Genomic DNA, 24,651 nt, shown 5'->3' on the forward strand with positions numbered 1-24,651 from the left:
ATGAAATTAAATATTAAAGAAATCCCTTTTTCTCGATTTGGTTCTTACTTTTGTGTATCAAAGGAATTGGATACAAACGAAGTTTATATACGTGATGTTCATGGCGGAGATGATGCGCCATCAAAATTATTTAAATTGGATTTGTTACAGGATGGAGTTGAACAAGAATTTGACATCGCCGCTACAGAAACGTGCTTGCGCTTTTTTCTAGTAAAAGATACAGAGAAATATGCAGAAATCAATATTCCGGAAGAAGATGAACTTCATATTGAGTCAAATGGGGTTGAAGTTCGTTTACAAGCTAGTAAAGTGAAGTACGATACCCTTCACGAATATAAGGATGGCATGTATGAATATCATATCTATCCGAAGGAATTAAAGCTGATGATTAGCAAGCTTTCAGGCGAGATGTCTGTTGACGCACCGTGGAATGTGATTGGCAATGATTATATTGACATTCGTATAAGTAATGGCCACTTCGTCATCGAAAGCTATCGCACTGTGTTTAAACCGAAAGAGTATGCAAGCTTTCAAGCAGGAAAAGAAAAGGTTGAGCATCTCTATCAGGAGTGGGTAGAAAATAATACCGAGAAAAATGAAGTATACCAAGCTTCAATTGATCGTGCGGCGTATATTACTTGGTCAAGCATCGTTCACCCGGATGGACTATTAAAAAATTATGCCATGTATATGTCAAAACTTTGGATGTATAACATCTGGTCTTGGGACAATTGCTTTAACGCATTACATATAGGTGCGAAGTATCCGGAGCTATCCTATTCTCAGCTGAAGATCTTTATGGACGCGCAGGACGAATCAGGCGTATATCCAGACTTTGTGAATGATAAGTTTGTGTCTTATAACTGTATTAAACCACCGGTCTTCGCATACGCTTATGAAAAATTAATGGAAGTGAATGACTACTTTAAGGAAGAAAGTCGTCTAAGAGAAGTGTATGAATCTACTAAAAAAGTAATGCTTTACTTCGATTTATACCGAACGTACGAAGGGAGACTTCCACATTATAAGCATGGTAATGACTCGGGTTGGGATAATTCCTCCTTGTTCCATAGTGGAATGCCGGTAGAGGCACCAGATCTCACTAGTTTTTTAATTAGAACGTATGATATTTTAACGAAATTTGCTGGTCTTCTTGGCGAAGAGGAAGAAGCAAAGCAATTTACTGGAAAAGCAGACACACTTTTCTCCTTATTAATGGAGCGCCTTCATGATGAAGATGGCTTCTTTGGTCGTGTTGGTAAGGATGCTAAGAAAATTGACACACGCTCCAGTCTAATTTTACGTTTACCGGTTTTAATCGGATATCGCTTAGAAAAACAAATCATGGACCAACTTGTAGATGACCTTGTGGAAAACTTTGAAACGAAATATGGATTTGCAACGGAAATGCCATCAAGTCCATTATATAAGGAAGATGGTTATTGGCTTGGACCGATTTGGGCCCCTGTTACTTATCTTTTTATTGATTCATTAAAGAGTTTTGGCTACGGTGAGGTTGGAGAAAGAATTAAAGAAAAATATCTAAATCTCACGCTTGTTGGCGGTATGGCAGAAAACTTTGATCCGCATAGCGGAAAAGGGCTCGTCGATACTTCCTTTACGTGGACATCAAGTGTGTTCCTATCGTTAATCGAAAGTAAGTAGGTGGAGGATACAATGCGGAAATATATTGGAGAACTAGGGCTCGCGGTTGTCGCCGTTATTTGGGGAAGTGGGTTTGTTGCAAGTGCAGTGTCACTCGAGCACTTTACACCATATCAAATACTTGCAATCCGTTTCCTTATTGGTATTATTTTGTTAAGTCTTGTCTTTTTTAAGAAACTAAAGAATATTAAAAAGAGTACAATTATAAAAGGTTCCATCATTGGAATTTTTTTATACTTGGCATTTGCTCTACAAACGGTTGGATTGGTATATACGACGCCTTCGAAAAATGCTTTTTTAACCGCTGTCAATGTAGTCATTGTACCATTTATTGCGTTTTTCATTTTTAAACGAAAAATGGACAAGTTTGAGTTGTTTGGTGCATTACTTGCGATCATTGGCATCGGTGTGTTATCACTACAGCTTTCGGGTGGCATTAATTTTGGGGATGTACTTACATTATTATGTGCAGTAGCGTTTGCGTTCCATATTTTTTACACAGCGCAGTTTGTAAAGAACGAAGACCCCGTACTATTAACAGTGGTTCAAATGGCAGCTGCAACAGTGTTAGGATTTATTGTAGTCCTTTTCAAAGGAGAAACGAATTTTGTAGCAAATTTTGAAGGAGTATCGGCTGTTTTATATTTGGGTGTATTCTCCACCACGATTGCTTTTTTACTGCAAACAGTCGCTCAAAAGTTCACAAGCGAAACAAAGGCGGCAATCATTTTATCGACAGAGGCATTCTGGGGGATGGTTTTCTCCGTCATTATTTTAAGCGAGGTTTTAACCGCCAAAATGGCTATCGGAGCGATACTAATCCTTGTAGCTATTATTATTTCGGAAACAAAGCTGAAATTCCTCAAAAAAAATTACCGTAAAGAAGCAGTGTAGCAAAAGTGTTTACGAAGAACGGCTTTTGCGAACCAAAGCAAAGTGTTGAAAGCAAGTCGGCATAAGTTGGAATTAATTTATATATAGAAGTAAAAAACAAAGTAGGTATAAAAAATGGCGACGATTAAAGATATAGCATACTTAGCGCAGGTTTCTATGGCAACGGTTTCTCGAGTGTTAAATTATGATGAAACACTTAATGTGACCCCAGAGACAAGAAGACGAGTTTTCGAAGCAGCAGAGGAATTAAACTATGTTAACACCTCAAAACAGAAAAAGGCGAAAAAGAAAGGGAACATTGGGCTCTACTATTCGTATTCGCTTGAAGAGGAATTGGTTGATACGTATTATCTTTCGATTCGGGTAGCACTAGAAAAAAAGCTTAAGAGTATGGGAATGGACTATTTTAAAATCACCAAAGATGACACTAAAAGAAGTCTTCCGAAATTAGACGGAATCATCTGTCTGGGGACTTTTAAAAAAGTAGATATTGAATTGATAAAAAGCTTTGATAAACCGTCTGTGTTTGTAGATGCAAACCCCGATGAAGATTGTTTTGACGCAGTAGTGATTAATTTTAATTCGGCAACGAAAAATGCGCTCAACTATTTAGTAGATTTAGGTCATAAAAATATTGGTTTTATCGGTGGCATAGAGACTGATATGTTTGGTAATCGATTCAAGGACTTACGGCAGGACGTCTTTGAAGCCTATTTAAAGGAAAAAGGAATTTACAAAGAGGAATTCGTTAAAATTGGAGGCTACAATCCAAAAGATGGCTACCAGATTTTAAAGGAAATGCTTAGTCAAAATGAAAAACCAACAGCTTTATTTGTTGCAAATGATTCAATTGCAATCGGGTGCTACAAAGCGGCCTATGAACTGGGTGTTAAAATCCCAGAGGATCTCAGTATCGTTGGTTTCAATGATGTTTCATCTGCGCAATACATGGTTCCACCGCTTACCACAGTTAAGCTGTACACAGAAATTATGGGAGAATCCGCAGTCGACTTGCTGCTAGAGCGGATCGCAACGAAACGGGAAATATGTAAGAAAATAACGATTCACACGAAGCTGATTGAAAGAGACAGTGCAACGAAAGTGAAGAAATAATCCAGAGAATCACGAGACATAAGTTTCGTGATTTTTTATTGTATTTTTTAAAAAATTTAGTAATGGTGTCATCAAACAATTAATGAAATGGACAAAGGTGGATTTGTACATTCACTTACTCTTTTTTTAGTAGTAGAACAGCGCATGACAAAACAATAGAATCTGGAAGACCGTGGAAATGTGAGAAAGACTATGAGGAGTGAAGATTCATGGCAGTTTTTATATTGATGTTGAAGGAGTTTGAGGACGAAGATAGGGTAGTATATCTATATGGAACAAATGAGAATTCGATGGGACAAATTGAATATGATAAAAAAAATAGGGTTATAAATCAGTTTTGTCCAATAAATTCATAGGAGTTTGCTGATGATTTCTTCTTTAAGCGGTCAGGAAGACGTATTTCAAGAATGATTATTAAAGAGAATGAGAACCTTGTTGATTGAATCACTATAGAATCTTGAGAATTGCTAATGATTTTGTGATTTTTTTTCGAATTTATATTGCAAGAAATATAGTATAGCATTTGAACCTTGATTGGCTATATGCCTTTCAAGGTTTTTTAATAATCATTTGATTTATATTTACACACGAAAACTCAAGAATAATCTAACGAATAGTCAACAGGTCAAGAAACTGAAAAAGACAATGAAGAAAACAGTGCTGGAAGCCAAAGGGATCAATGGAAAAGAAACTGCCTCTGACAAGGCAAATCAATGGGCTGCCTTGTCGTCAAAAAATACACTTAAGACGGATTTGGCGCAACATACAGTAGCTATGGCAGGCCTTCCTGTGATGACGGGTGGTGAATGGTCATCCCTACAACGATGCTTGGCACGCTGTTAGCTAGTGAAGATCGGATTGAGTTTAGCTATATATTTGTGGATGGACCGAATCTGCTTTATGAACTAGGTGTTTTATCATTTTCTTACACGTAAATTTATGGAAGACTGATTGCCACCGTGAATGGAGACCTTAATACCAATGAAGAACAAGTAAACGGGTTCATACCGAGAGCAAGGAGCAAAGTGCAGAAGAAGTCGCTCAACTAATTTTGAAAATACCCTAAGCTCGGACATTCTCGATAAAGACATCTACATCGAGACGACAGAAGGTGCGAATATCCTTCTTAATGCGTCAGATAGATATCACGATTCATTAGCAACGTGTTAAACTATAGGCAGATGAATTTCGAGGTATAGTCCAAAAAATATTCTTAGAATACACTATAAATGGATTGATATTCATCAAAGCTGATGCCATCCTGTTATGGTGTCTATGCTTGTACATATATGTGAATTAACGCGTATATTTGTAAAAACAGGAAACCTGCAAGGATTTACAGAGAAAATAATAGGATGGTGCTTCCATGATTGGTATGGGCTATCGGACGATAAAGACTGCTGTAGGAGCAGGGCTGGCCATTTGGATTGCGAGTTTATTGGATTTGGAATTTGCAACATTTGCAGGAATTATTGTTATTATGTGTATCGAGAAAACGAAGAAAAAGACATTAATTACAATGAAGGATAAATTCTTGGCCTCTCTTTTATCTTTGATTCTTGGTGCATTGTTTTTTGAAGTATTAGGTTATAATCCCATTGTTTTTTCCTTATTTATTTTATTATTTGTTCCAATCCTTGTAAGAGCTCACATCCAGGCTGGTTTTGTCACAAGTATGGTTGTCGTATTACATGTTTATACGGTAAAGGATGCTACCTGGGCTCTGTTTCTGAATGAGCTCTATATTATTTTCATCGGTATGGGAATTGCTCTTCTCGTCAATAGTTTCATGCCAAATTTCAAGCGAGATATTGAAAACTTTAAGAAGGAGATTGAACAAAAGTTTGAAATTATTCTCTTTGAATTCTCTGCCCATTTAAGGGATAGTATGCGGAAGTGGGATGGGAAAGAGATTCTTGAGGTAGAAGATTTGATTAATCAATCTAAAAGCATTGCCATTCAAGATGTAGAAAATCGTCTGCTGCGAAAACAAAATATAGATTATTATTATCTGGAAATGCGAGAGGATCAACTGGAACTTCTAAAACATATGATGAAAATCGTTGCTATTTTCTCTTCATTCAGCCTAGACGTTAAACAGAAAGAAATGTTTGCAGAGTTCTTGGAGAACTTAAGTCGAAACGTTCATTCGGGAGATACAACGGACATTTCATTAAATGAGTTAGAGGAATTAAATGCCTTAATTCGCGAGATGGAGTTGCCGAAGACAAGAGAAGAATTTGAAATACGGGCGAATCTATTTTATTTGATTTTTGAAATGAAAAACTACTTAAACATAAAGAAAAAACTTTTTGCAAAAAGAATTCGATAGTGGAAAGTGCCTGTGAGAGGATATTCATCACGATTTCATAAAATAAACGGCGGATATCGATTATATAACGCTCTGTCGATATCCTCTGGATTTTTAATTGCAAGTAAGTGTTGTTGCCATACATTCATGAGGTATTGGTTCGCCCCGCGCCGTCTGCATAGTTTGTTTCATTGATTTTCAATTAACGTCAAAACCCTTGATTCAGCAAGGCTTTTGACGTTTTTTATATCATACAATATCATTGAGTATTTTAAAAATAGTAGCACAAACCATGTCCGTGGTTTGTGCTACTAGTGTAAATTTGTTTAGCTTTTATTTTAAGTGCTGACTAATAGACACCACTTTGTTTTAATTCCAAATCATATATTGCGGGTCTGCATTTGTTTCATTCGTTTCTGAAAATATAAACGTCCATGGCATAGAAGTATTGCCGGCAATTTCACAAGGTAAGCTAAACGTAGCATTGGTCCGTTGTATGCCTTGTTCATAATAGGAAATGACTGTATTGTGTAAGCGGAGATTTATGTCCTCAAAATTGTGAATGAGTACGGCAATCAGCTGTTCACCTTTATGATTGCGAGCGTTCCATAAAAATAACAAATGGACACCGCCTTGTAGTTGTTTTGTTTGTTGTTGGAAATGATGAGTAATTTTTTCGCGATCAGCAGGGGCAATTGTTTTGTCCCATGCAGGTTCAAAATAGAGCTTTTGCATCGTCATCGCCTCCAGTTACTCTTCCAATGTATTTAGTTAGTATTATTTGGGACGCGGAACCTATCTCCGTGTCTCGTGCTTGACTTAGTCTAATTCTAAAACTGGCTGTACTAAACGACGGACTTCATCCGTTGAATTTGTATTCATTAATTGGTTTCTTAATTCAGCTGCGCCTTCAAATCCTCGAATATAGATTTTGAAAAAGCGATGAAGTTGCTTAAATGAACGAGGTTCGATTTCGTTTGAATATTTATCGTGAAGATCCAAATGTAAAAGTAATAAAGTGAGAAACTCTTTCACACTATGTTCTTTAGGTTCTTTTTCGAAAGCAAATGGATTGGTGAAAATGCCGCGGCCAATCATGACACCATCAACGCCGTATTGTTCCACTAATTTTAATCCTGTTGCGCGATCAGGAATATCTCCGTTAATGGTTAACAACGTATTTGGAGCAATTTCATCGCGTAGTTTTTTGATTTCAGGGATTAGTTCCCAGTGTGCATCTACTTTACTCATCTCTTTTTTTGTACGAAGGTGAATGGAAAGATTCGCAATATCTTGTTTCAATACATGTCCTAACCAATCGAGCCACTCGTCAACATTTGTGTAACCCAACCTTGTTTTAACACTAACTGGTAATCCACCTGCTTTTGCTGCTTGAATAATTTCTGCTGCAACTTCAGGATGTCGTATTAATCCAGCACCCTTACCATTGGCTGCGACGTTTTGTACGGGGCATCCCATGTTTAAATCGATACCTTTAAACCCTAGTTTTTTCATATCAATACTCATCTGTTCAAAAAATGCTGGTTTATTGCCCCAAATATGAGCGACAATCGGTTGCTCATCTGCTGTAAACGTTAACCTACCACGTACACTGTCTCTTCCTTCAGGGTGACAATAACTTTCTGTATTTGTGAATTCCGTGAAAAATACGTCGGGTTTTGCTGCTTCACTAATGACGTGGCGAAACACCACGTCTGTGACATCTTCCATTGGTGCTAATATAAAAAACGGCTTCGGTAAATCAAGCCAAAAATTATCTTCGTTATTCATTCTATATCCTCCTGTTGCAACAAATAAAAACCATATTTATCGATTGCATAATCCTTTGCCCATTATACATATTATCATTTCTTGTAGTTGGATGCACTGATACACTTCCCAAATATGAACCCAAAAGAGAAGTCGTTTTTCGCACGGTATTGTATATGGGAGATATTTCAAATGGTGTCATAGTGTACCGGGCATGCTAATTGAAAAAAACTGCGATGCAGAGGGGGATTTTATCACAGAAACAACCAAAAAATAACTATGATATAATTATTTGTAAAAGAAAGTGTCGATTCACTAAGGGTGCAATTAAAAATATAGGAGGACAGTATGATCAAGCAGGCTTTAGTTTATAGTGTGTCGTTTTTTATATTCCCAACAGTTTTACAATTTTTATTCAAACCAGAGATAAACTGGGTAGACAATATTGGACTTTCTATTTTTGCATTCTTTGGTTATATTTTCATCGAATGGATGATCAAATCAGCAAAGAAAGATAATAAATAGAATATCTCGCTATCTTGCAATTGGGCGCGATAACTGGATAATAACTGGGACATCTAGAATTGGCCCAGATTATAAATGGAAATCAGGAGATCAGAAAGGGTACTGATATGAGACTAATTCAGTTTGTATATATAGTGTTACTATGGGGGCTACCCATTCTGTTTGCGTGGCGTTCTTTCAACAAAATGGAAGAAGAGAAACGGCGCGTGGTTATAAAAGAAATTAAAGAACCTTTATTTATTTTTGGAGCTGCACCTATAACTATTGGTTTGCTTGTGTTTTTTACTGGTTCTGTTTCGGCACCGGGAATAAAAGTCTTACAACATTCGGGAATGGGTTTAGTGTTCCTTGGTTGGTGTGTAGCGTGGGTGGAGGAATTGGTAAACAGAAATAAAAGTACGTTGAAAAGTATTGCTATGATTGCCATGGGGATATTCGGAATGGTCGCTTATATTTATCTGTATTAAACAAACGGCACGATTGTTGGGGAAAGCTTTCTCACATTTATATAGAAAGATAATTGGAGTTTATGAAGAGATGTATGTATGGTATTGGACCAAAATTTTGGTTAGGGATACTGTTTATATTGGCTATAGTGAAAGGTACCAGGTTCTCGTTCAATTCTGAATTGCTTAAGAACCTGGCACTCGACACTGTGAAGGAACCAAAATGCATAACACTTTATTAAAAGGGTAATAATTTTGATAAGGTAGAATGTATTATATTGAAATCATTTAACTAAATGGTTGAATGTGAAAGTGGGAACTGATATATTAAACTACATGGTTAACCATAATGAAAATCAATTAAATGAAATATTTCATGCTTTAGCTGATCCAACAAGAAGAGAAATCATTCATATGATGGCTCAAAAAGAAAGAACAGTTTCAGAGTTAGCAGAGCCTTTTGATATGTCTTTAGCAGCTATTTCTAAACATATAAAGGTTCTTGAACGAGCAAATTTAGTAGAAAGGAACATAACCGGACGAACGCATATATGTAGCATAAATGCAGAGTCACTGTCTCGAGCTTCTGAATGGCTCCGTTTTTATGAAAAATTTTGGAGTAATCGTTTTGATATTCTGGAAAGTGAGTTATTGAAAGCCAAGAATAGAGAACACTAAATCATGGGAAGGGGAATTTTATGAACAACATCTCAACAAGAACATTAATAATGAAAAGAGAATTCAATGTAAAACGTGAAAGGGTTTTCGACGCATGGCTGAACCCAGAAATGATGAGAAAATGGTTTTTTACATTGGAAGGCACGAATAAGGTGACACGAAATAATCCTCAAGTAGGCGGTACTTGGGAAATTGTTGACCATCGGGAAGGACAAGATTACCGTGCGATTGGGGAATATCTCGAAATTGATCCTCCGAAAAAAATTGCGTTTACTTTTAAGATGCCACAATTTAGCGAATTAGAAGATACGATTACAGTTGAACTACAAGAACTCCAGCAAGGCTGTGAGATGACGTTCACACAAGTGATCCATGTTTCTCAAGAAGAGAATTGGACAGAGTCAGATGTAGAAAAAGCTCTTGGCGAAACGCATGATGGCTCTGAACATGGCTGGAATTATATGTTTATGGGACTTAAAGAATTAGTTGAGACAGGGAAAGTCAGCTATACAGGTTAAAAACCGTTTGAGTAATTAGTTGAAATAGGGAGGCAACATTACAATTTATGTGAAGAAGGGGAAGTTAAATATGAAAAACGTAACACCATTTTTAATGTTTCAAGGCGGTATTGCAGAAGAAGCTATGAAATACTACATATCACTCATCGAGGATTCAGAAATTAAAAGCATTGCTCGATACGGGGCTGAAGGACCTGGTAAAGAAGGTACAGTTATACATGCTGTATTCTCGTTAAAGGGGCAGGAGTTCATGTGTATCGACAGTCATGTTGACCATGAGTTTTCGTTTACCCCGTCTTTTTCTATCTATCTTACTTGTGAGACCGAAGAAGAAATTGACAGCCTTTACGATAAAATGATGCAAAATGGCACAGCACTCATGCCTATCAATAACTATGGGTTCAGCAAAAAATTCGGATGGCTGAATGACCAATTTGGCATATCCTGGCAGTTGAACTTGCCAGAGTAATCTGGTTGCCAATGGAGTGTGAGATATTTTACAAACGGGCGCTTATCTCGAATAAAGATCAGCGCTCTTTTTCATTTATAGAAATCATTTAGGGAGGATGTATCATGGCGAAACATCAGATTTATACAATGAGTGTCGCAAGAGTCTATCCCTGTTATGTTACGAAGGCGGAGAAAAAAGGACGTACGAAAACAGAAGTCGACGAAATCATCCGTTGGTTGACAGGGTATAGCCAGGAAGAGTTTGAAGCGCAGCTAAAAAATCAGCCAGACATTGAGACCTTCTTTGCAGAAGCTCCCCAACTGAATCCTTCGCGGGCTTTGATCGAAGGTGTGGTCTGCGGTGTCCGAGTGGAGTACATCGAAGAACCAACTATGCGGGAAATTCGCTATTTGGATAAGCTGATTGATGAGTTAGCAAATGGCAAAACGATGGAGAAAATTTTGCGGACATAATAATTGAATATGAAGAAACACTTGTTGCATTGGAATAAAATTTAATTAATAGTATCCCGAAAAAACTCATTCTGGGGAAAATAAAAAGAATCCATTTTGAAAAAAATGATCAAAATGGATTTTTTCCTTATGAAATAGATTATTAATTTCTATTCAAATGATAGATTAGTTGAACAACGCCGGAGGAGAAAGTTCTTGTATTAATCAATTTTAAATTCAACCTCTGTTTTATATCAATAAACAACGGTCTTCCTTCTCCCAAAACAACAGGATGTACAGATAATCTAAATTCATCAACAAGTCCTAAATCGATAAAAGTTGTAATAAGACTTGCTCCACCGTATAACCAGATATCTTCACCGGGTTTATTCTTTAATTTGTTTATTTCCCTTGGTATATTTTCATTTATGAATATTGCTTTATTATCAATCCCTGTTTGTGTTCTGGAAAACACATATTTCTCTTTACTGTGAACCAATTCCCACATTTCTTTTTCAGTATTAGTATCTTCATTTTTTGGAGTATATTGTCCCCATAAGTCGTAACTTTTTCTTCCATATAAAATAGTATCAATTTGATTTAGGAAATCATTAAACCCCATATCAGGATCCATGACACACCAATCAACTTCCCCATTTTTCCCTTCAATAAAACCATCTAAAGTAACTGCTAAATCTAAAATTATTTTTCTTGTTCTTACGTTATTGGACATAATTTTTCCTCCCTTAATTGCTCAACTTTCTGCCCGGTTGCTGAATTTCGTTATGTTATTTTCAACATATATATTCCTACTAAGCCAACAGATGCTTATATACAGTATACAAAGAAGTAGTGCTTAACGCTTGCAAAGTTAAGCACTACTTCTTTTTTATGTTTAAAAACAGCTTATATTCAGTGATGATCTACAGTATTTATAGTTTTTATAAGTAAGGTTTTCTAAAATAAATTATTATCAGTTCTTGAGGTGATGTTGATGAAAGTTCAAGAAGTTTTAATTGATAATATAAAAAGAAATGTGCTAATTGGTGAAAAAATAGACTGGTATTTCCTGGAGTTATATACCTTAAGAACCTTGATGAGTAAGCGTCAAATATGCGCTTACTCTATTTTGGCGATACTTAATTACACCAGTGATATGTTAGATGAATAGAGTGAACGAATACATAGTACCACAATCTAGTCTGAAAGGCAGTCGTTTTAGACGGCAGCCTCCTATACAATGAAAACTACTTACAGGACTGAAAGGATATGAGCAAATGAAGAAGAAACTACTTATTCTATTCTGTGCACTATTGTTGGTATATAGCCTGCCTTTATCCGGCACGTTCGCTGCAAGCACAGAGCGATTTTCAGATGTACCGTCATCAAAGCATTTTGCAGAAGCTGTTTATGATCTGGCAGAACGCAATATTATCGGAGGCTATCCGGACGGCACATATAGACCCGGCAATTCTATCACGAGAGGACAGGCGGCCGCAATCATCGCAAAAATGATTAAATTGGACACTTCGAATGCAAAGAATCCGGGGTTTAAAGACGTCTCGAAAGCGAACGGCTACTACAAAGCCATCGCAGCTATGGCAGAAAAAAGCATCATCAGCGGCTATGGAGATGGACGTTTCGGTCCGAACGATCCTATTACGCGGGCACAGATGGCTTCGATACTTGTCAAAGCGTTCGATCTGCCACGCTATGACTTCACGTCGTATAAAAGTCCATTCGAGGATGTTAAACGAGGGGCAGGTCATGATCCGAACATTCTTATCATCTATAGACTCGGCATCACGACAGGAACGTCTACTGACAGATTCAGCCCGAACGAGTCCATCACAAGAGGACAAGCGGCTAAAATGCTGAAGGCTACAGAGGAAGCAAAGTCGCCGATTGTTACGTTGCGGGCTAGCGACTACCAATGGGAAGAATTTAAAATGTACGATTCCAATCATGAGGATTACGGTTTGTTCAATGCGGTTGTAGGACGCGATACAGCAAATAGCTATACTGCGGATAAAATCCATTTAGTCCCGCTCCAAGAAGGGACGGGAACATTTAGTGTCGCTTTAGTGTATACGGGAAATCCGGATAAGAAATACTACCAAAAGTATTATGTGCACATCAAAGAAGTGGATGGCGAGCTGAAGTTGACACTGGAAGAGACAGACGATTTTCTAACTACACCAGCTATAATCAGTGTTAAAAAACAAGTCCAGAACGTTTCGCTCTCCACAATGGACGGAAAGAAGCTGTCTGACAATGTGGATTTCAGAAAATGTCTTTCGACCAATCGCTCTGTTTGCCGCGATACCGATCAGACCGATACTGAGGGTAAGTATAATAATATCCGCATTCCGATCGATAAGCCAGGTCTATATATTGCCACTGTCCATTTCGCTGGCGGAGAAGAAGTAAGGTACGGGATCGAAGCGATAAGTTCTGCTCCGAACTTTTACTATAACCTCCAAGTATTGGAGGAGAAGCCGACTGCGTCAGTAGATTTGGGAGCGACATACAACATAGGAAAGCATATACTACCGAAAGATGCTGAGCAAATTGCCACGGTCACAAGAGACGCGGGAACCAACTTGTTCCATGCAGTAGCAAAGAAAACAGGCTCCTTCGATATTAAGCTACCAGACCACAAAAAGACTGATCTTATAAATATCGGTGTACGTGTTCAGGAATTGGGTCCCATTATTCATGTCGAGATATATGAATCGATCGACACGTATATGTGATTAAATGAGGACTACTAAAAAAGCAGACATGCTCAGCATGTCTGCTTTTCGTAATGCGTGTTACCGGTCCGGCTGAAAGTTCACTGCTACCATCAGTACATACTGCACTGAAATTAACAAAACAGTTCTACCACAAACTAAGGGAGGACATACAGATGAACATGGATGAAATAAAGGGACTTTAGAAAACGGACTTACTATTGACAAATATTCCACTACTAGGCTTATTTTACGGTTTAATTCCTCTAGAGTCTTTTCCCATGGCTCTAATAAATAGTGTTGGATAAGTTGATGAAATTCTCATGCAGTATTTTTAGATTGCTTTTCGACGCGCATGATTTCAACCAATCCTACCGTAATTAAAGCAATGAAAAGCAATGAAAAGCTGGTTCTAGATCCCTTTAGGTGAGTGGCTGAACAGATGATCTAGCTCGATATACCAACGACTTTTATACATGTCCAGTATCTATTTCTCAGTCAATTCCAATCGACTGGTTAGCAGGCTATATATGGAATCTTCCTTGTCCGTAAACTTAAACAGTCGCAGTATTTCCGGGCGAGTTAGTATGGAGACAAGGTCAAAGCACGTGACAGAATCCAGCTCCATTTCGATTAAGGTAGCCAGTTTAGCGCGGATTCTTTGTTCAATTTCCTCACAACTTCTCCAACGGAATATAGTTGCAAGAATCATGGATTTGACTAATGTGTATTCAGATAACTTGTCATAGACATAATTGACTAATGGACACGCCAATACGCCTCGGGGCAATATAGATTAGTATTGACGAAAGACTATGTCTTAGTCTACACATTACACATTACACATTACATATGAAATACTCCTTCATTTATAGTGTAGGGAACTGATATTGTTGTCAGTATCTATTCTACAGAAGGAGCTTTTTACTGTATACTCGTATAGATTACTATACTTATAAAGGTTGTAATTACTTTTATTTACTGTCGAGCAATGCTATCGGGGACTTGAAATTACCATGTCAATGAAAAACAATCGAAAATAGGTAGGAAAATTAGAATTACCTTCATAGTCCTCATCATTATCGTTTATTATTAATATCTCCAGATTACCAATGGATTCGATTTGGTTTTTTGAAACGTGGTTTTTGCTGTTAATACTTAGTATTTGGACAGAATTAGCTAGAACAGTTATGGAGTGGAAATATGCAGAAAATCGAAATTCCTACAAATTAACAGTTTTTCATTTTATATTGGACTAATTTTTTCGGAAGAGTATAAACAAAGGAGTATATCCTAACTTAACTTACAGGGAGAAATCCTTGGATAAAGGTTAGTGCCAACATTGAACAATCGGGCGCGATTATTGAAAACGTAGTTTGAAAACACTAAGCAACCGAACAACCAGAATCGAACGGGTGCCTGGCACTTCAAGGAGGCTTCAAATTGAGAAGAAAAAGAACGTTAGGGTTAATTGTAATCATATGCTTAGTTTTGATGACGTTGATTTTTCCGTATTCTTTTTTTAGTATATATAAGCCAATTGCCTTTAAACCGGATCCTATCTTTTTTAAGGACTATCGAAATGAACTGAAAGAGTTAAGGAATGTCAATGAACAAAACGAGTGCAAAAGATTGTAATTAAATGATAGAGGCTGGATTAACGGGAAAGTAGGTGCGATTTATGAAGGCATTTAAAAAAATTATCGAATTCCTAAATAGAATGAAAGTCATCGACATATGGGGGGACAGAAACGAGGGCTTATCCAATGATGATAAAGAATATATAGACAGAAAAAAATCTCAAAATCCTTATGGGCTTATAGGAATGATATTGGGTGGAATTGCATTCACATTTGGACCTCAGTATGGTTTTATTCCTGTTATTACCCTTATCTTTTGCATAGTTACCTTTTTTACATTTGATAAAGAAAAAGAAGATAATCCTTGGCCATTTTACGTAGGTATAATGCTCTCATTGATCGGCTTAATCATGGTTATTACTGGGGAAGTACACGATCTGATAATTTAATATCTTTTCTTGAAAGGCTTCATCCTCATAGGACATGCCTATCTCATTTCTGTATATTTACTGGCTAACTATGGATTAGCAGCTTATTAAATGAACGGGCGTGATTATTGAATAGAACATCTTCGGCGATGGGGCTGCCCTAAAGCGAACCGTATAAAGCAAATGGGCCATATTGTTGAAGAACAGGTAGATTGTAAAGTGAAGGGATGTACTTAAACAAACAAAGAAGGATTGTTAAAAAAGAAAAGGTTCCTGAATTAGTTAATTTCCGGCAGATAAGGAGGTAAGTAATGATATCAGAATTAAAAAAGTCAGAATTTTTTAAGTGCAGATATATGTTATATGAGCAAGGTCAATTAGAAGCTAAAGCAGTCGTCGAAGGGATAAATCCAGGTCGTATTTTTGTAGATGATATTGAATCTCCTGCTTCGGGACTTATTTGGTTAGGTAATAATGACGGTTTTTTCTTTATTGGAGATGAAAGAAACGAAGGGTTCAATACCGAATTAAATCATTTTATTGATACAGTAATCATTCTAGAAGCAAAGAAGGTGGGATTAACTTGGTTTGAAGGGATTGGTAATCATAATAAGTGGATGAGACTATTATAAAGGTGTTTGAAAACCGCAATTTAGGAAGTTGGAATCAGAGGGTTTATACTTTACAAAAAAAGATTATAAAGGCAACTTCGAACTTACTATTGAAGAAGGATATAAAATTGTGAAAATTAGTAAAACACTTTTTAAAAACAGTGATAAATCAATTGAAAATATTGAGTTTTTACATTCCAAAATAGTAGAGTTCTGGTCTTCACCCGAAAGGTTCTTTAATGAAGGCTTTGGATACGGTATAGTTTGTAAAAGTAAAATTGTTAGCGTCTGTTTTTCGGTTTTTGTAGTTGATAATGTACATGGTGTTGATATTGAAACCTTGGAAGAGCATCAAGGTAAAAAGTTAGCACAAAAAGTAGCCATTGCTTTTGTAAAAGATTGTTTGGAAAATAATCTTGTTCCTTATTGGGATTGTATGGAATCTAACAAACCTTCAATTGCGGTCGCAAAGAGTATAGGATTCAGAAATGTATTTAACTATATAGGTTATGAATTTAAGTTTGAGTAATTTATACTTCAATTGAATAGAGCAGTTACTGGAGGAAGAATTATTGAACTGATGGAGATGAAAAGTTAACTAACACAAAAGAGGGGGCAACGTTTTGGGACAAAACACATCACATATTTACACACCATCTAAGCACTTTGTTTCAGCTGCAACGATTGTACTCAACGATCAAAAGGAAATTCTGCTAATTAAAGGACCAAAGAGAGGTTGGGAAATGCCAGGTGGAATAGTCGAGGAAGGTGAGTCTCTGAAGGATGCTGCAATTAGGGAAACTAAAGAGGAGTCAGGTATTGATATTGAAGTTCTTAAATTCTGCGGAATATTTCAAAACGTGGATAAGTTAATTTGTAATACACTCTTTTTAGCTAAGCCGATTGGTGGTAAATTAACAACTTCGCCAGAAAGTTTAGAAGTGGGATTCTTCCCTATTGAGCAAGTTCTGGAAATGGTGACTTTTGGGAACTTCGGACAAAGAATAGAACACTGTCTTGATAACAGTATTCAACCATTTTGTGTAGAGTTTTAGGTCCTATGGAAATTAGTAATAACGGTATTGCTCATTAAAATTACGCTGTTAGTTGAACAAGACGAGTACGATAATCTTCCACAATCGGGTACGAAGGTTGAGTAAAAATCAATTGAGTGGGGTGATTACTATAGCAAATATAATTCGTGAAACTGGATTTAAAAGATCAATTATTTTTTTTATATTCGCTGTAGCAAAATAAGAAATGTATTTAAGGCAGAGGAAGTAGGAACATCTCTTATTAAAAAAGTTCTAGAGACTATAAAGATTTACACCATTTTAATTTCACCGTTAATTATTATGGCTGCATTTTCAGAAACTTACATTGCAGATATAATATTTAGCCTGTTTGAATAGCGAAATTCAAAAAATGGACGCGATTCTGGGTGCAAAACGTTCCTGGCTCAAATGAAATGTGGTCACACAATTTCGGTAAAGGTTAGACAGTTATAGTGTTCTAAAACTGAAGGGGGATGTCGAGGAGTCGAATGAAGAGGTAACGCTCTGAAAGGCTCCTCTTGCGTCGAGTAGCACACTGATTGGTAAGATATTGCGTGGTATAAGCTAGGCTATTAGCGGCGAAAACTGGTGATAAATTCAAAGGCTTACCAATCATTCTAATTAACTCTGTTCAATCAACTACAAATTACTCTTTATTAAATTATGGCACCTTTTTGCAAAAGAAATTCAAAAATAATCAATATCCATCACATTTATTAAGAGCATGTTTTGTTCAATCGTATATTGGGATGGTGTTAAATAGAAGGGAATAAACTAAATTAGATGAAACGTATAAAGAAATTAATGAAATATATTGCAATCACTATCGTAACAGTACTCGTAATAGCGCTCTTCTTTCCTACATGGACACCCAATATAAAAGGAGATAACAGTATAAGTACATTAGAACAAGTAGAGATAAATGGAAGTGGTCACGAAATTATGATACGTGGCAACGATAAGGATAATCCTGTCATCATTGTCGTACATGGAGGACCTGGGGCTCCGGAAATACCATATGCCACTAAATACGCAGACTTATTGGAAGCCAATTTCACAATTGTTAATTACGATCAAAGGGCAAGTGGAAAATCATATCACTTTTTTGAGGACTATTCTACTCTTTCAACAGACTTATTGGTAGATGATTTATTAGCTTTGACCGAATATATATCAGAACGGCTTGAAAAAGAAAAGGTTATACTGATGGGGCATTCTTCTGGTACATACATTGGAATACAAGCTGCTTATAGATCCCCCGAAAAATATGAAGCATATATTGGGATTGGGCAAATGGGTGAAACAAAGGAAAGTGAGATTGAAAGTTTAAAATACTCTATTAGCCAGGCCCAAAAGGATGGTAATGCGGATGATGTTTTAGATTTACAAGGACTCACCGAGCAAATTAAAAATGGCGATACGGTTACACCAAGAAACTATGTTATGAAATACGGCGGGGCTGTTAGACTCATTGATAACCCCGATGGTGATAATATAGGTGTTTTATTGAGCAGCGAGTATAACTTATTGGACGTTATTCGTTACAACTATGGTATGGGGTATTCCCAAGAAAAGTTGTTAAGTGATCTATTAGAAAATCCAATACCTACCATTGTAACAAAACTTGAAATTCCTTTGTATTTCGTCATGGGTAAATACGATTATATGACTTCCTCTAATGCAGCAAAGAAGTATTTTGATATGATTGAAGCCGAACATAAGGAATTTATTTCTTTCGAGAAATCAGCACATTATCCACAATTTGAAGAGAAAGAAAAATTTAATGAATGGATGTTAGATACATTCATCAATAAAAATAAGTAATGCGTCATTTTACTTACTTTGAAAGGAAGATTGTTGTCAAAACTTGTACTTAAGCTATAAAAATCAGATTACCGGTAGGCGAATTTCCGTTAAAGAGTGCGAAAATCGAATAGATTTTCTTAAGGCAATGGGACTGTTCTAAAGGATACCAGACATGGAGAGACTATATGGAATCCACAAAAAAGGATGCAAGGTTGGAGCGACTCTGAGTTAACAAAGAGTGGAGGTAAAAGTGCGATAGCGTTAGAGGAAAAGTTAAGGAGATTGATTTTATTGCAATCTATTTTAGTCCGAGTAAAAGAACAGCCTTATCAACTTACATGATAAGGCAATGGTTCACTGTTTTTTAGATTTTTCACGTTCATTTTTTTGTTTTAGCTTTAACCAAAAATCGGGTGGTTGATAACTAATTAAAGAATAATCGAGTTCGGCTCCATTAGTTGCTAACTGAACTAACAAATATTTCTCCTTATTACTCGGGTATATATCTGCTGTTTTAATGTTTATAACCTCAACTCCTGTTCGTTTAGGTGTCCCAACAACAACAACTTGATTTCCTTTTGTATAAACATCTGTGATATTTGTTTGGAACACAACTATATACAGATCAAGGTCTGTTTCATTTGTAGCAGTATTAAAAGCAATACCTACATCCTGTTGAAAATTTAATTCAGCTGAAATACCAATGGCATAAAAAGGGAATATCCGGTGGAGAGAATAGTGTATTCGAGAAGGAATATAGCTCCATCTTCCACCCCAATATGTGCTATGCCAGTTTTCTTCATATATTGGTCTAATATAGTTCGGTTCGCTTTTAATTACTTTAAAAGGGATTTTTGTTCCTTCTTTTAACACTTGTGAAATAGGGATGACATCAGTAGGGAAATGCACCTCTGTTCCTTTTTCGAATGGAAAAGGTGAATCAAGAATTGTGGTAGGCTCGGGTGGTTCGAGACTATCTAAACGTTGTTCCAATTCGTGAATTCGTTCCTGTTCATTTTTATCACTATTCGGTTGCGAGAAAGATAACTCCATCGATTTTGTATTTATGGACTTACTGTAAACAAATAAGCTTAAAATAATTGAAAAACAAACAATATAACCAATCCTTGTTTTTAACATATTCTAATCACCTCACCATATTATCTGCTCTTACGAGGGAGTTATGCGTAAGATTAGTTATTAAAAAAACGGGGGCTTTACTTCATTTAGGGGCTAAACACCCTTTTCAATTCAACTACAGGGGCAGTATAGTAGAAAAAGGAACTATAATTTAAATCTCGTATATCTAATGTAATCGGTTAGCTAAAATTTGATGACAGACAGGAGTTAGAGACGATGATTAAAGGTTTCGGAGGAATATTTTGGAGAACTAATAATCTTGAAATTGTGAAAAAATGGTACAGTGAAGTGTTGAAAATTGAAATAGACAATTGGAATGGGGCTGTGATAAAACCCCAATTAGGAAATGAGACTATCTTTTCATTCTTTACGGAGAATGACAGTTATTTTCCAACAGAACAACAAGTGATGTTAAATTTCCAAGTACATGATCTAAACGAGACTATAAAGCATCTTGAACATATTGGTGTACCTCTTGTTAAGAAAAAAGAGGTTAGTGAATTTGGAAAGTTCATTTGGATTAAAGGTCCTGAAGGTCGACTGATCGAGCTTTGGGAGAAGTAGCGGGTTGTAATCATTAACTAGTAAGCTAACGGGTGCGCTTCTACAACAAGTAGAGGCGCATTTTTACTAACTGGGCAGTTGAGTTAAACAAGAAATTTGATTATGTGGTATTATTAGGTAATTGTAAAAGCTGAAGTAGGGGAATTTATTTGGAATTTATTTCAGAAAAGTTATTGTTTATATTTTTGTTTATTTTTGTAATTCACTCAATAGAAACCCTCGCTTATGCTGTTAGGTTATCGGGTGCAAGGGTAAGATTGATTGCATCTGCTCTATCTCTATTTAATTTAATGGTTATTATTTCAAGACTAGCTAATATGATGCAGCAGCCTTTTACAGGAAGCCTTATAGATACTGCACCTACTGAAAATACTTTAGAATTTGTAGAAAGCCAATATAGAATACTAATAAGCGCTTCAACATTTGGGACATTAGTTGGTATCCTTTTATTACCCACTTTTATTGCCATATTTTCAAGAGCTATAATCCATTTATCAGAAGAAAGAGGTTCAATTCCAAGTTTAGTTAAAAAGGGAATATCCTTTGAATATATAAAGCGTGGGATAAAACATTTTAGTTTACCTAAGCTAAGTTATTTGAAAGAGATTAGGATAAAAGAAATTCCTCTAAAATTATTTTTTGTAAATATGATAATCACTGCAATATATACCATTGGGGTACTATCTGCTTTGTACGCATCATTATTGGCACCAGATAGAGCTTCAACAGCCATTATGGCATCTGGACTCATAAATGGTGTTGCGACTATTCTTCTTGTAATATTTATTGACCCCAAAATTTCTGTTCTTGCTGACGATGTAGTTAATCAAAGGGGAAGCTACTTTACACTAAAGAGCATTTCTTTAATGATGATTGCTTCAAGATTATTTGGAACTCTACTTGCGCAGGTATTATTTATACCCGGTGCTAAATATGTAGCATGGTTTACAAAATTTATGATTTAATAATTATCGAGGTTGTTCAACTAACAGGGGGGTTACTGTAACAAGATTCAATAAGAAAAGTCGATTCCTCAATATATAGGAATTCGACTTTTTTGTTGTAATTCAATTATTGTACAAACTTTACAAAATGCTGACTAACATCCTTTCTGTCTATTCAGTTGGCGTTGTAGGACGTACGGCAGCCCTTTCGTCATTCAACTGAAGAAAAGTATGTACTCCAGCCGTTGCAACGGTGTACCCCCTATTAAAAAATAGCCCTGTTCAACTTATGGTATGTCAACACTAAATCAAACGATATTATTAAGGGCTGTTTTTTTATAAGCAACCGGACTTAGGTAGCCTAATGTACTGTGCGAACGGATATTATTATACCAATTGACATAATCGAAAAGCTCAAGTGACAGCTGGTTAAGGGTTTGATAGTGTGCTCCGTTGATCAATTCTGTTTTTAAAATCTTAAATGTTGCCTCTGCCACCGCATTATCATAAGGATTCCCTTTATGGCTGAGTGATCTTTTAATTTTGTATCCACTTAATAATTCATCGATCCCAACGTTTTTAAATTCAGAACCGCGATCTGTATGAAATAAGTTCACGTTTCCCAATGGGTATTTAACAGAATCGAAGGCACGCTGAACTAAAGCAGCGTCTTTTTGTGCTCCGACGCTCCACCCGACAATTTCACGATTGTATAGATCGATTAAGAAACAAACGTAACTCCAACGGTATCCTACTTTTACGTATGTTAAGTCGCTGACTAACACGGACATCTCTTTGTCCACTTCAAATTCTCGATTTAATACGTTTCGAACGGATTCTTCATTTGGTCTTGTTACCATTGGTTTATAGGAAGGTTTGGCGTATTTTGATTGAAGTCCAAGTTCGCTCATCAATCTTCCAATTCGGCGTCTCGAGATTGTAAGGCCTTCTGTCTCTTTATCTAGTTCTATTTTTAGTTTCCGAGTACCATAAACGTGTCGGTTTTCATTGAAAACCTTAGCGATCTTTTCTTTTAATACGCGTTCTTCTTCCTGCTTTACTTGTTCTTTTTGAGCGGATACTTCAGTGTCATAATAGAAGGTGCTACGCGCAATTTTCAGGACTTTACACATTGCTGATACCGAATAGGTGTGACGGTTTTGTTGAATCACATCTATTTTCGTCCCATGATCAGCGCTGCTTGCTTTAAAATATCTACTTCCATTTCTAGTTGCTTATTTCTCTTCCGTAAGGCAATCAATTCTTGTTCCTCTGGAGATTGATTATCTTTCTCTAAGAAAGAACCAGACTGCCTGAATTGTGTAATCCACCTATCAAGAGCAGATGCGGTTAATTCATATTCTTTGACAATATCTTGTCGGCTTTTCCCATTTTCATATAGGGCTACCACTTGTTTTTTGAAATCTGTAGAAAATGTTCTTCTTTTTACGGACATAGTAGATCTCCTCACTTCTTGTGTATTATTCTACTAGACCTTAATTTAATTGTCCAACTAAGTGTAACCTATCCACTTATGAGAGAGTAACTGTTTAGTTTGAATTGGTGAAACTTTCCAGTCGCAATGAACGTATTAGTAGTAGAAAGATACCTTATTCAAGTAACGGACAGTTCAGTTAAAGATAAAAGGGGTGAGGTATATGAGTGACCGATTTGAACTAAGTTTTAAAAACAAGGTAGTTAGAATGTGGTTGATTATTATGGTGCCAGCTGTAATAGCAGAAATATTAATTATGCAATTTACTGTAATTCCAGTATTTCCTTCAATATCTTGGACAATCTTTTTTATTTGGCTTTATTTTTATAAGAGGAAACAGAAGAAAGAGCATTCCGTTTCCTCGTGATTTTATTTTAAAAGGATTGGTTAGGTCCTATTTTTATTAACCTAACGGTGGCTTTAGTTCAACAACAGGAGCTCCTTAGCGAGCTCTTTTTCCTTCTTAACTTACGGGACAGTTTAGTTGAACAAGCAGGTTATATTTAGATTGGTGTCGAAGTACTTTATTTAGGATGAAGAAATAATAGTATGCATACGGAGTAGGTGATAATAAATGACTTTCTTATATTTTATAGTTGGCTACTGTGCTTTATATTTAGTGATTTGGTTACATGAAGTTGGACATGGGGTCGTATATGCAAAATATAAATGCAAAGACAATCCTTTTAAAGTTCATGTGCCATTCTATTTATTCTTCTCTACTCCCCAGCCTATTGATGAAAAAAAGGCACAAACTCTAACTAGTAAACAGTATTTTAATGTTGGTATAGCGGGAATAATAGTGAATCTTCTTATTGGTATCCCTATATCCTTCCTTTTCCTAAACATTGAGCTTAATAACTCTATTTTAATTTTCTTTTTTTATTCTTTTGCCTTATTTCATTTAGTGGAGGCTGCAAGTTACTTGACAATTAGCAATATTTTTCTTGCAAGTGATATGATAACTGTACAAAACTACAAACCAAAATTAAGAATACCCTTATTTTTAATAGGAATATTCTTAGTTGTCCTAATCACTTTCATGCTAATCAAAAGTCCTGATAGTTGGAAACTGGGATACATTATTTCAATTATAATCATGATTTCATGCATGGGATTAGGAAGAATGGTCTTTAGCCGAAGAACACGGACTGCGTAGGTAACTCGTGTTCTTATTGCACTAACGGAATGCTTTAGTTGAAGAGTTGACTACCTTTACAAGACACTTTTTTCTTGTTGCGTATTGGAGTTAACTACTTCTGTGATTCGGTGTTATGTTTACCTGGTATGCATAGCGCATGCAAGGTCATTCAGCGAGCGAATCGATGGTTCGCGTATGAAGATAATTATATTCTTGTTCAACAAACGGGACATTTTGTGGAATAGTGGTTTGAATTCGATACGTTTGTTGAAAACAACCCTTATAAAACTTTTGTATACATAAAAAAACGCAGTAGGAATTCATTCATG

The 24,651-nt window shown here is 36.3% G+C and carries 26 protein-coding genes and 1 pseudogene; 22 read left to right on the top strand and 5 right to left on the bottom strand.

What is annotated here, in order from left to right:
- The 5 genes from H7992_RS04390 to H7992_RS04405 all read left to right on the top strand — a co-directional run bounded on the left by H7992_RS04390 (position 1) and on the right by H7992_RS04405 (position 6,004).
- A complete protein-coding gene (locus H7992_RS04390) occupies positions 1-1,665 on the top strand; it encodes an amylo-alpha-1,6-glucosidase (RefSeq protein WP_187046731.1) in 1,665 nt (554 codons plus the stop codon).
- Between the two features lie 12 nt (positions 1,666-1,677).
- The gene (locus H7992_RS04395; protein WP_187046732.1) at positions 1,678-2,559 is read left to right on the top strand and encodes a DMT family transporter; all 882 of its coding nucleotides are present in this window, start codon (positions 1,678-1,680) and stop codon (positions 2,557-2,559) included.
- Positions 2,560-2,673: 114 nt separating this feature from the next.
- On the top strand, positions 2,674-3,672 hold the full coding sequence (locus H7992_RS04400) for a LacI family DNA-binding transcriptional regulator (protein WP_187046733.1): 999 nt from the start codon (positions 2,674-2,676) through the stop codon (positions 3,670-3,672).
- Positions 3,673-4,478: 806 nt separating this feature from the next.
- The gene (locus H7992_RS24595) at positions 4,479-4,607 is read left to right on the top strand and encodes a hypothetical protein (protein ID WP_255428587.1); all 129 of its coding nucleotides are present in this window, start codon (positions 4,479-4,481) and stop codon (positions 4,605-4,607) included.
- Positions 4,608-5,038: 431 nt separating this feature from the next.
- Positions 5,039-6,004, top strand: a complete 966-nt coding sequence (locus H7992_RS04405; RefSeq protein WP_187046734.1) for an aromatic acid exporter family protein — start codon at positions 5,039-5,041, stop codon at positions 6,002-6,004.
- Positions 6,005-6,352: 348 nt separating this feature from the next.
- Here the strand turns inward: H7992_RS04405 and H7992_RS04410 are convergent, their stop codons facing one another.
- Positions 6,353-6,718 (bottom strand): SLAP domain-containing protein, encoded by a 366-nt coding sequence (locus H7992_RS04410; protein WP_187046735.1) that lies wholly within the window; start codon positions 6,716-6,718, stop codon positions 6,353-6,355.
- 84 nt (positions 6,719-6,802) lie between these two features.
- Complete coding sequence (locus H7992_RS04415; protein ID WP_067206162.1) at positions 6,803-7,774, bottom strand: tRNA dihydrouridine synthase; 972 nt, start codon at positions 7,772-7,774, stop codon at positions 6,803-6,805.
- A gap of 327 nt (positions 7,775-8,101) precedes the next feature.
- Between H7992_RS04415 and H7992_RS04420 the strand changes: the two genes are divergently transcribed.
- From H7992_RS04420 to H7992_RS04445, 6 genes are all read left to right on the top strand, one after another.
- Positions 8,102-8,278 carry a hypothetical protein gene (locus H7992_RS04420; protein ID WP_187046736.1) on the top strand — a complete coding sequence of 59 codons (177 nt, stop codon included), beginning with the start codon at positions 8,102-8,104 and terminating at the stop codon, positions 8,276-8,278.
- 185 nt (positions 8,279-8,463) lie between these two features.
- Complete coding sequence (locus H7992_RS04425; RefSeq protein ID WP_187046737.1) at positions 8,464-8,745, top strand: hypothetical protein; 282 nt, start codon at positions 8,464-8,466, stop codon at positions 8,743-8,745.
- A gap of 291 nt (positions 8,746-9,036) precedes the next feature.
- A complete protein-coding gene (locus H7992_RS04430) occupies positions 9,037-9,402 on the top strand; it encodes an ArsR/SmtB family transcription factor (RefSeq protein ID WP_231885767.1) in 366 nt (121 codons plus the stop codon).
- 20 nt (positions 9,403-9,422) lie between these two features.
- A complete protein-coding gene (locus tag H7992_RS04435; RefSeq protein WP_067206166.1) occupies positions 9,423-9,920 on the top strand; it encodes an SRPBCC family protein in 498 nt (165 codons plus the stop codon).
- Between the two features lie 70 nt (positions 9,921-9,990).
- The gene (locus H7992_RS04440) at positions 9,991-10,389 is read left to right on the top strand and encodes a VOC family protein (protein ID WP_067206169.1); all 399 of its coding nucleotides are present in this window, start codon (positions 9,991-9,993) and stop codon (positions 10,387-10,389) included.
- Between the two features lie 104 nt (positions 10,390-10,493).
- Positions 10,494-10,844 carry a DUF2200 domain-containing protein gene (locus tag H7992_RS04445; protein ID WP_067206172.1) on the top strand — a complete coding sequence of 117 codons (351 nt, stop codon included), beginning with the start codon at positions 10,494-10,496 and terminating at the stop codon, positions 10,842-10,844.
- Positions 10,845-10,986: 142 nt separating this feature from the next.
- Here the strand turns inward: H7992_RS04445 and H7992_RS04450 are convergent, their stop codons facing one another.
- Positions 10,987-11,556: a dihydrofolate reductase family protein gene (locus tag H7992_RS04450; protein ID WP_187046738.1), complete on the bottom strand. Its 570-nt coding sequence runs from the start codon at positions 11,554-11,556 to the stop codon at positions 10,987-10,989.
- A gap of 261 nt (positions 11,557-11,817) precedes the next feature.
- Between H7992_RS04450 and H7992_RS04455 the strand changes: the two genes are divergently transcribed.
- From H7992_RS04455 to H7992_RS25015, 8 genes and pseudogenes are all read left to right on the top strand, one after another.
- Entirely contained in the window at positions 11,818-11,994 is a 177-nt protein-coding gene (locus H7992_RS04455) for a hypothetical protein (RefSeq protein ID WP_187046739.1), read from the top strand.
- Between the two features lie 106 nt (positions 11,995-12,100).
- Complete coding sequence (locus H7992_RS04460) at positions 12,101-13,579, top strand: S-layer homology domain-containing protein (protein ID WP_187046740.1); 1,479 nt, start codon at positions 12,101-12,103, stop codon at positions 13,577-13,579.
- Positions 13,580-14,670: 1,091 nt separating this feature from the next.
- Positions 14,671-14,817 (top strand): DUF4181 domain-containing protein, encoded by a 147-nt coding sequence (locus H7992_RS25010; RefSeq protein WP_082786491.1) that lies wholly within the window; start codon positions 14,671-14,673, stop codon positions 14,815-14,817.
- A 422-nt stretch (positions 14,818-15,239) separates the two neighbouring features.
- Positions 15,240-15,587: a cell division protein FtsK gene (locus H7992_RS04470; RefSeq protein ID WP_187046741.1), complete on the top strand. Its 348-nt coding sequence runs from the start codon at positions 15,240-15,242 to the stop codon at positions 15,585-15,587.
- Between the two features lie 290 nt (positions 15,588-15,877).
- Positions 15,878-16,706, top strand: a pseudogene (locus H7992_RS04475) (GNAT family N-acetyltransferase).
- 94 nt (positions 16,707-16,800) lie between these two features.
- Positions 16,801-17,232 (top strand): NUDIX hydrolase, encoded by a 432-nt coding sequence (locus tag H7992_RS04480; RefSeq protein ID WP_187046742.1) that lies wholly within the window; start codon positions 16,801-16,803, stop codon positions 17,230-17,232.
- A gap of 783 nt (positions 17,233-18,015) precedes the next feature.
- A complete protein-coding gene (locus tag H7992_RS04485; protein ID WP_187046743.1) occupies positions 18,016-19,056 on the top strand; it encodes an alpha/beta fold hydrolase in 1,041 nt (346 codons plus the stop codon).
- 186 nt (positions 19,057-19,242) lie between these two features.
- Complete coding sequence (locus H7992_RS25015) at positions 19,243-19,380, top strand: hypothetical protein (protein WP_187046744.1); 138 nt, start codon at positions 19,243-19,245, stop codon at positions 19,378-19,380.
- A gap of 12 nt (positions 19,381-19,392) precedes the next feature.
- Here H7992_RS25015 and H7992_RS04495 read toward each other — a convergent pair whose 3' ends face one another.
- The gene (locus tag H7992_RS04495; RefSeq protein WP_255428588.1) at positions 19,393-20,178 is read right to left on the bottom strand and encodes a hypothetical protein; all 786 of its coding nucleotides are present in this window, start codon (positions 20,176-20,178) and stop codon (positions 19,393-19,395) included.
- 216 nt (positions 20,179-20,394) lie between these two features.
- Here H7992_RS04495 and H7992_RS04500 point away from each other — a divergent pair, with 216 nt between their 5' ends.
- Entirely contained in the window at positions 20,395-20,742 is a 348-nt protein-coding gene (locus H7992_RS04500) for a VOC family protein (RefSeq protein WP_187046745.1), read from the top strand.
- 149 nt (positions 20,743-20,891) lie between these two features.
- Positions 20,892-21,707, top strand: coding sequence for a lipid II flippase Amj family protein (locus tag H7992_RS04505; protein ID WP_187046746.1), 816 nt, complete (start codon positions 20,892-20,894; stop codon positions 21,705-21,707).
- Between the two features lie 287 nt (positions 21,708-21,994).
- On the opposite strand, the gene H7992_RS04510 is transcribed toward H7992_RS04505, so the two are convergent.
- Positions 21,995-23,142 (bottom strand): IS3 family transposase gene (locus H7992_RS04510; RefSeq protein WP_187046747.1). Its coding sequence is split into 2 segments (ribosomal slippage): positions 21,995-22,896 and positions 22,896-23,142, totalling 1,149 coding nucleotides; the frame shifts between segments, so codons are not numbered across the junction.
- A gap of 613 nt (positions 23,143-23,755) precedes the next feature.
- Here H7992_RS04510 and H7992_RS04515 point away from each other — a divergent pair.
- Complete coding sequence (locus H7992_RS04515) at positions 23,756-24,340, top strand: hypothetical protein (protein ID WP_187046748.1); 585 nt, start codon at positions 23,756-23,758, stop codon at positions 24,338-24,340.
- The last annotated feature ends 311 nt before the right edge of the window (positions 24,341-24,651 follow it).

Origin of the sequence: Sporosarcina sp. resist, from assembly GCF_014302295.1 — a bacterium.
GTDB lineage: Bacteria > Bacillota > Bacilli > Bacillales_A > Planococcaceae > Sporosarcina > Sporosarcina psychrophila.